The following is a 6,255-nucleotide window of genomic DNA, read 5'->3' on the forward strand; positions in this document are numbered from 1 at the left end:
TGACCCGGCACTTACCGGGTCGTTATCCGTCATACCTCTGTCATTCACGTCGAGCAGCGTTCACCTATGACTATCAAATCCGACAAGTGGATCCGGCGCATGGCCGCGTCGCACAACATGATCGAGCCGTTCGCGCCCGATCAGGTTCGCGTCTCCGAAGACGGCCGGAAGATTGTCAGCTACGGCACGTCGAGCTACGGCTACGACATCCGCTGCGCCGACGAATTCAAGATCTTCACCAACATCAACTCGACCATCGTCGATCCGAAGAACTTCGACGAGAAGTCGTTTGTCGACTTCAAGGGCGATGTCTGCATCATCCCGCCCAATTCGTTCGCGCTCGCGCGCACGGTCGAGTATTTCCGCATTCCGCGCAGCGTGCTGACCGTGTGTCTGGGCAAGTCCACTTATGCGCGTTGCGGGATCATCGTCAACGTGACGCCGTTCGAGCCGGAATGGGAAGGGCACGTCACGCTCGAATTCTCGAATACGACACCTTTGCCTGCGAAAATCTACGCGAACGAAGGCGTCGCTCAAGTGCTGTTTTTCGAAAGCGACGAGATTTGTGAAACGTCGTACGCGGATCGCGGCGGCAAATATCAAGGTCAGCACGGCGTCACGTTGCCCAAGACGTGACGTCGGCAGCGTACTGACCCACCAGCTATACCGGGTGACCGCTGCAATTTAGAGAATGCAGCGGTCGTTCTTTTTGGAGAATCGCCCATGAAGTTTCGTTTTCCCGTCGTCATCATCGACGAAGATTTCCGCTCCGAGAACATCTCGGGTTCCGGCATCCGGGCCTTGGCCGAAGCCATCGAGAAAGAAGGCGCGGAAGTGCTCGGGTTGACGAGCTATGGCGATCTGACTTCGTTCGCGCAGCAGTCGAGCCGCGCCTCGTGCTTCATCCTCTCGATCGACGACGACGAACTGCTGCCGTACGTCGATAACGTGGTGGTGGAAGGCGAGACGCCAGAGCTGGCCGCCGCGATCGTCGCGCTGCGCGCGTTCGTGACCGAAGTGCGCCGCCGCAACGCCGACATTCCGATCTTTCTGTACGGCGAGACGCGCACCTCGCGTCACTTGCCGAACGACATCCTGCGCGAACTGCACGGCTTCATTCACATGTTCGAGGACACGCCGGAGTTCGTCGCGCGCCATATCATCCGCGAGACCAAGGTGTATCTGGATTCGCTCGCGCCGCCGTTCTTCAAGGAACTGGTGCAGTACGCGGACGAAGGCTCGTACTCGTGGCACTGCCCGGGGCACTCGGGCGGCGTGGCGTTCCTGAAGAGCCCGCTCGGCCAGATGTTCCACCAGTTCTTCGGCGAGAACATGCTGCGCGCGGACGTGTGCAACGCCGTCGACGAACTCGGCCAGCTGCTCGATCACACCGGTCCGGTGGCGGCGTCCGAGCGCAACGCGGCGCGCATCTTCAGCGCGGACCACGTGTTCTTCGTGACCAACGGCACGTCCACGTCGAACAAGATCGTCTGGCACGGCACGGTTGCGCCGGGCGATATCGTGCTGGTGGACCGCAACTGCCACAAGTCGATCCTGCATGCGATCACCATGACCGGCGCGATTCCGGTGTTCCTCACGCCCACGCGCAATAACTTCGGCATCATCGGGCCGATTCCGCGCAGCGAGTTCGAACCGGAAAACATCAAGAAGAAGATTCTCGCGAACCCGTTCGCCCGCGAAGCACTCGCGAAGAATCCGGATCTCAAGCCGCGCATTCTGACCATCACGCAGAGCACCTACGACGGCGTGATCTACAACGTCGAGATGATCAAGGAGATGCTGGGCGACTGGCTCGACACGCTGCACTTCGACGAAGCCTGGCTGCCGCACGCGGAATTCCACGAGTTCTATCAGGACATGCACGCGATCGGCGCGGGGCGTCCGCGCATCGGCGCGATGGTGTTCGCCACGCACTCCACGCACAAGCTGCTGGCCGGCATTTCGCAGGCTTCGCAGATCGTCGTGCAGGATTCGAAGAACAGCCGCTTCGACAAGCATCGCTTCAATGAAGCGTATCTGATGCACACGTCGACCAGCCCGCAGTACGCGATCATCGCCTCGTGCGACGTGGCCGCGGCCATGATGGAAGCGCCGGGCGGCACCGCGCTCGTCGAAGAGTCGATCGCAGAGGCGTTGGACTTCCGCCGCGCGATGAGCAAGGTCGACGCCGAATACGGTGACGACTGGTTCTTCAAGGTGTGGGGCCCGGACCAGTTCGCCGAAGAAGGCATCGGCTCGCGCGAAGACTGGATGCTGCGCCCGAACGACAAGTGGCACGGCTTCGGTCCGTTGGCCGAAGGCTTCAACATGCTCGACCCGATCAAGGCGACCATCGTCACGCCGGGTCTGGACATGGACGGCGGCTTCGGCGAGTCGGGCATTCCGGCTGCGATCGTCACGAAGTATCTGGCCGAGCACGGCATCATCGTCGAGAAGACCGGGCTGTATTCGTTCTTCATCATGTTCACGATCGGCATCACCAAGGGCCGCTGGAACTCGATGGTCACCGAACTCCAGCAGTTCAAGGACGACTACGACAACAACCAGCCGCTGTGGCGCGTGCTGCCCGAGTTCGTCTCGCATCATCCAATGTACGAGCGCGTCGGCCTGCGCGATCTGTGCGAGCAGATTCACAGCGTGTACCGTGCGAACGACATCGCGCGCTTGACGACCGAGATGTACCTGTCGAGCATGGAACCGGCCATGAAGCCGTCCGACGCGTTCGCCAAGCTCGCGCACCGTGAGATCGATCGCGTGCCTATCGACGAACTCGAAGGCCGCGTCACGTCGATCCTGTTGACGCCGTATCCGCCGGGCATTCCGCTGCTGATTCCGGGCGAGCGCTTCAACAGGACCATCGTCAACTATTTGCGTTTCGCGCGCGAGTTCAACGAGCGCTTCCCGGGTTTCCACACGGACATCCACGGACTCGTCGGCGAAACGATCAACGGGCGCATCGAATACTTCGTCGATTGCGTTCGCGCCTGACGATGCGGCGGGTGAAGTCCCTGTTGGCGGCCGGCGTCGGCGTTCGCGGCGCGCGTCGCGCGTTCGGCGCGTTGGCGCTGGCTTCGGCTGCGGTGCTAGGCGCGCTTCCGCTATCGGCGCACGCCGAAGTCGCCGCCGCCGATCCGATCGATGCGTCGATGCGCGCGTGTCTTGCGCGCAGCGACATGTCGTCGACAACAGGGCAAGTGCAGTGCATGGACAACGCGCGGATCGGCTGGAAGACCGCGCTCGATAACGCGTGGCAGCAGCTTCAGCAGAAGTTGCCGCCCGCGCGGCGCAAGCAGTGGGAAAAGAGTCAGGCGAGCTGGCAGGCTTCACGCGATGCCGAGAAGCAGTTGCTTGCGGCCGTGTTCGCCACGACGCGCGGCACGATGTACGTGCTCGCCGAAGCCGACATGCAATTGCAGCCGGTGCGCGACCGCGCGCTGGCGCTGCGCAGCGCGGTGGCGAAGGCGAGCGCCGGCGGCGATCCGCCGCGCCGGGTGCGTGCCTGCAGCGCGGACGCGCAGTGCGAACACGCGATGTTCGATCTGAACCGCTATTACCGACGCTTGCAGTCGAAGATGCCGGCGCGTACGCGTCCGACACTGACGCATGCACAGAAGGCGTGGACTGCGTATCTGAACGCCACGACGCCGGTGGTCGATGAGCGCAGTCGTATCGATGTGATCGGCGCGCGGGTCGCGACACTCAAGCGATTGTCGGAAACAGTCGGCAATAGTTGAGCGGTGTGCTCGGGCGTGAGCCTGCTTAATTGACTATGTAGCCTTCCGCTTCCGGGCTCGGCAATTGAACAGCCGGTTCGCCGAGCATGTCGCGCATGGCGTCCTCGATTGCCACGGACATCAGGTTGAGCGCGAGGTCGTTGTCGTCGATGCCGAAAGGCTCTTCGATTTGCGATGCAATGGCTTCGTGCGCCATGAACGTGTACGCCACGAAGACCGCGAAGACGGGCGTGAAGATGCCGATGCTGTCCACCAGTCCGAACGGCAGGGACGCGCAGAAGAAATACACCGTGCGGTGAATCATCACCGAATAGGCGAACGGCAGCGGCGTCGAAGCAATGCGCTCGCATCCGCCGATTACTTCCGAGATTCCATTCAGATTCCGATCGAAGGCGATGACCGCCATTGGATCGATCGCGCCTGAGCGAGCGTGGCGTTGCACCCATTCGCCGAGGTAAAGCATCAAGGTGGCCGGTTTGTAGCGCGACGCTATGACGCGGGCGAAGAGGGCTGGCGGCAGGCGTTCGGCGAGGTCTTCGCGTGGGTCGCCCTTGCGGAGTTGATGACGCAGCGCGTGCGGGAGGGCGCTGAGCGCTATGAAAAATTCTTTGATGTCTTCTTGTGGGAGCTGTTTTGTCGGCAGCGTGAGCGTCTGGCGGATGAGTGAGCGTGACTCGTTCAGCAGTTGGCCCCAGAGCTTGCGGGCTTCCCACCAGCGGTCGTAGCTGGCGTTGTTTCTGAAGCCCAGGAACACCGCCAGCGCGATGCCTATCAAAGAGAAGGGCGCCGTGGTGTTGAGGTTGAGCGAGATCGGGAGCAGGTGGTCGTGGGCCGCCACGGCGACGATCGAAATGCAGAAGATCAGGAATAGGCGCGGGAGCAACTGCGGGAGGACGGAGCCTCGCCAGGCTAGCAGCATGCGGAACCAATGGAGGTGGGGGCGGATGATCATTGGGGTGTGCTTTTTGCCTGCGGCGCTTCGGGGTTTCTATTATCGCTTTTTTGGGTTTTTGGCGGATGTTTTGGGCGTTGGCCTTTCATTGTTTTGTTAGTGGTCTATTAGCGTTGCCCCTGTGCGGGGCGGCACCTACTTTCTTTGCGGCGGCAAAGAAAGTAGGCAAAGAAAGCCGCTTCACACCGCTAGCTCATAAGCGGGTCCCTTGCGCAGTCGCGGTAGTGGTTCATCTGGAATCTGTGTTCTCGCACATTCCGCGTGAGTGACAAGGCGCTCATTCTTCCGGCGGCGCTGCGCGCGCCGTCGCGGTCGTTCATTTACCCCGTTCGCTTCGTTTTCGTTCGGCGTTTCCCTACCGCTGTAGTCCTCGCATTCGGGTGATGCTTGGGAAATTTCAGAAATGTTGGAGGTGCACGGTTTTTAGCCTGGGCAGGTGATCACTCGTCGATCGATGCGTTCTAGACTCAATTTGCCGTCGAGACAACGACGGTCAGGCTTGGCGGCCTGTGTGTAGAGTAGAACCCGTGCGCCTGCTCAGTCAGACGTGCGTTAGCCTTCGCGCGCTATCTTTTTATGGGCGGGCCGTGGCAAGGAGACCTTCGGGTCTGCCGGTTCTGGTTCTACGCCGGCCGCCAACCTTGTCACTGTGCCCGCTCACCACCGCTTAATCGCGTGTGTGGGCGATCGAATACGTTTCAGGGAGATCGCGCCATGAGTAAAACCGCCAAGCATTCACGCACCACGTCGCGCGCACCCGTTGACGCACTTCAATACGAAAAACTCGCCTTATCTGCCTTTGGACTGCTTGAACGGCAGCTAAGCCAACTGGACAAGTTGGTCACACTCGCGGCCTCAATAGTTCGGAGTCCGGCCGTGACACGGGAAGAAAGACACCGGCAACGGAAATTGCTGGAACTGCTGTTGGACACCGTCGAGGACTACCAAAGCGAAGTCGAGATTGACCGCGAGTTATACCAGGTCATCGCACTCGATGCGAAGGGAATTCCGCAGAGCCGCATCACGGCGCGCCACGCAGCGGACCTTCCGGCGAAGGCTACGCGGACAGCGATGGATAGCCGCGAACGTATCGGCGCGGCGAGGGGGACACAGAACATGCAGATGCAATTCAAAACGATCTCGCGTCGCACAGCGATCGCACACTGACCGTGAGCCGTGGCATCGCACCGCGGCCATGAAGAAAGGCGCATGCGCCTTTCGCATTCCGAGGGCAGTGCGGCACGACGCGAAGCGCGCGCCGCGGTGACCGCGAATGCACCGAGTCAGCTCTAACGTTTTCCCGACGCAACCACGCTTAAAGAACCGGAAGCCTTTAACGGCACTTCGCCGAGCCGAAGCCGGCGGCCCCCACCGCGCACAGCGAAACCCACGGATTTTAAGCAGACCGTTCCGGCGCGCGCATCGCGCGAGGCGGGAAGAATGAGCGCCTTGTCACTGAGGCAGAATGTGCGAGAACACAGATTCCAGATGTACCACTACCGCGACTGCGCGAGACACCCGCTTATGAGCTGGCGGTTGGAAGCGGCT

The 6,255-nt window shown here is 61.2% G+C and carries 5 protein-coding genes; 4 read left to right on the forward strand and 1 reads right to left on the reverse strand.

Annotated elements, in window-relative coordinates:
- Positions 1-66: 66 nt before the first annotated feature.
- The 3 genes from dcd (at position 67) to P0D73_RS40630 (ending at position 3,755) form a co-directional block, all read left to right on the forward strand.
- Entirely contained in the window at positions 67-636 is a 570-nt protein-coding gene (gene dcd / locus P0D73_RS40620; protein ID WP_012432068.1) for a dCTP deaminase, read from the forward strand.
- An 87-nt stretch (positions 637-723) separates the two neighbouring features.
- Positions 724-3,009 carry an arginine/lysine/ornithine decarboxylase gene (locus P0D73_RS40625; protein ID WP_132375676.1) on the forward strand — a complete coding sequence of 762 codons (2,286 nt, stop codon included), beginning with the start codon at positions 724-726 and terminating at the stop codon, positions 3,007-3,009.
- A gap of 2 nt (positions 3,010-3,011) precedes the next feature.
- Complete coding sequence (locus tag P0D73_RS40630; RefSeq protein WP_408180687.1) at positions 3,012-3,755, forward strand: lysozyme inhibitor LprI family protein; 744 nt, start codon at positions 3,012-3,014, stop codon at positions 3,753-3,755.
- Positions 3,756-3,780: 25 nt separating this feature from the next.
- Here the strand turns inward: P0D73_RS40630 and P0D73_RS40635 are convergent, their stop codons facing one another.
- Positions 3,781-4,707: a bestrophin family protein gene (locus P0D73_RS40635; protein ID WP_408180686.1), complete on the reverse strand. Its 927-nt coding sequence runs from the start codon at positions 4,705-4,707 to the stop codon at positions 3,781-3,783.
- Between the two features lie 714 nt (positions 4,708-5,421).
- On the opposite strand from P0D73_RS40635, the gene P0D73_RS40640 reads away from it, so the two are divergent.
- Positions 5,422-5,874, forward strand: a complete 453-nt coding sequence (locus P0D73_RS40640) for a hypothetical protein (RefSeq protein ID WP_408296198.1) — start codon at positions 5,422-5,424, stop codon at positions 5,872-5,874.
- Positions 5,875-6,255: the final 381 nt, after the last annotated feature.

The sequence above is a fragment of the Paraburkholderia sp. RL18-101-BIB-B genome, assembly GCF_046026985.1.
In the GTDB taxonomy this organism is placed as follows: domain Bacteria; phylum Pseudomonadota; class Gammaproteobacteria; order Burkholderiales; family Burkholderiaceae; genus Paraburkholderia.

Excerpts from the sequence above, each read along its gene's own strand:
- dcd (WP_012432068.1), top strand. The coding sequence starts at position 67 with ATGACTATCAAATCCGACAAGTGGATCCGGCGCATGGCCGCGTCGCAC.
- P0D73_RS40625 (WP_132375676.1), top strand. The coding sequence starts at position 724 with ATGAAGTTTCGTTTTCCCGTCGTCATCATCGACGAAGATTTCCGCTCC.
- P0D73_RS40630 (WP_408180687.1), top strand. The coding sequence starts at position 3,012 with ATGCGGCGGGTGAAGTCCCTGTTGGCGGCCGGCGTCGGCGTTCGCGGC.
- P0D73_RS40635 (WP_408180686.1), bottom strand. The coding sequence starts at position 4,707 with ATGATCATCCGCCCCCACCTCCATTGGTTCCGCATGCTGCTAGCCTGG.
- P0D73_RS40640 (WP_408296198.1), top strand. The coding sequence starts at position 5,422 with ATGAGTAAAACCGCCAAGCATTCACGCACCACGTCGCGCGCACCCGTT.